The 1,252-nt window shown below is 62.0% G+C and carries 2 protein-coding genes; both read right to left on the bottom strand.

Going from position 1 to position 1,252, the window contains the following annotated elements:
- A partial coding sequence (locus tag DFR38_RS20790; RefSeq protein ID WP_483396330.1) for a Rossmann-fold NAD(P)-binding domain-containing protein occupies positions 1–554 on the bottom strand: 554 nt, incomplete at its 3' end.
- Between the two features lie 80 nt (positions 555–634).
- Positions 635–1,252 (bottom strand): arginine deiminase family protein (locus DFR38_RS20795; RefSeq protein ID WP_244909923.1); only part of this gene is annotated, 618 nt, incomplete at its 5' end.

The following is a 1,252-nucleotide window of genomic DNA, read 5'->3' on the forward strand; positions in this document are numbered from 1 at the left end:
ACGTCCATGCCCAGCTTGCTGCCGATCACCAGCAGGGAGTTGCCCATATTGTTGCGGGCGTCGCCCAGGTAGGTGTAGCTGATTTGCGAGATGGGCTTGTCGCTGTTTTCCCACATGGTCAGCACGTCGGCCAGCATCTGGGTGGGGTGCCATTCGTCGGTCAGGCCGTTGTACACCGGGACGCCGGCGAATTTGGCCAGTTCGTTTTCCACCATGTCCTGGTCGAAGCCGCGGTATTCGATGGCGTCATACATGCGACCCAGTACGCGGGCGGTGTCTTTCATCGATTCCTTGATGCCGATCTGCGAGCCGGACGGTCCGAGGTAGGTGACGTTGGCGCCCTGGTCGTAGCAGGCTACTTCAAACGCGCAGCGGGTGCGGGTGGAGGTTTTTTCGAAGATCAGGGCGATGTTCTTGCCCTTCAGGTGTTGCTGTTCGGTGCCGGTGTACTTGGCGCGTTTCAGGTCGCGGGCCAGGTCGAGCAGGTAGCGGATTTCGCGCGGGGTGAAGTCCAGCATGCGGAGGAAGTTGCGGTTGCGCAGATTGAAAGCCATGGTAACACTCCTTGTTCCGGTGCCGGGTGGCGGGCTTGGCCGACGCCACCGGGCAATATTGATGCACTGTTCGAAAGGGTTTAGATCTTCACTTCGTCACGGATGATCGGGCAGGTCATGCAGTGACCACCGCCACGGCCACGGCCCAGTTCGGAGGCCGGAATCTCGATCACTTCCACCCCGTGCTGACGCATCAGCTTGTTGGTGTAGGTGTTGCGGTCGTAGGCCACCACCACGCGGCGGTCCAGGGCCACCACGTTGTTGCCGTCATCCCATTGTTCGCGTTCGCGCTGGTAGGCATCGCCGGCGGTCTGGATGATGTGCACTTCCTTCAGGCCCAGGGCCTGGCGCACCACTTCGGTAAACGGCACGCCGTCGTGGCGTTCGAAGCGCACTTCGCCTTCCTGGTCACCGGCGTAGATGCTGGTGCAGACGATTTCACCCACCACGTCCGGGAACACCGACAGCAGGTCGATATCGAGGAAGCTGAACACAGTGTCCAGGTGCATGGCGGCACGCGACTTGGGCATCTGGCAGGCAATCACACGGGTGGCGCCGCCTTCCTTGCCCAGCACGTTCTTGGCCACTTGCACCACCGCTTGCGGGCTGGTGCGTTCGCCCATGCCGATCAGTACCACGCCGTTGCCGATGGGCATCACGTCGCCGCCTTCCAGCGTGGCCGGGCCGTGGTTCTTGTC

It is taken from the genome of Aquitalea magnusonii, assembly GCF_003202035.1.
In the GTDB taxonomy this organism is placed as follows: Bacteria; Pseudomonadota; Gammaproteobacteria; order Burkholderiales; family Chromobacteriaceae; genus Aquitalea; species Aquitalea magnusonii.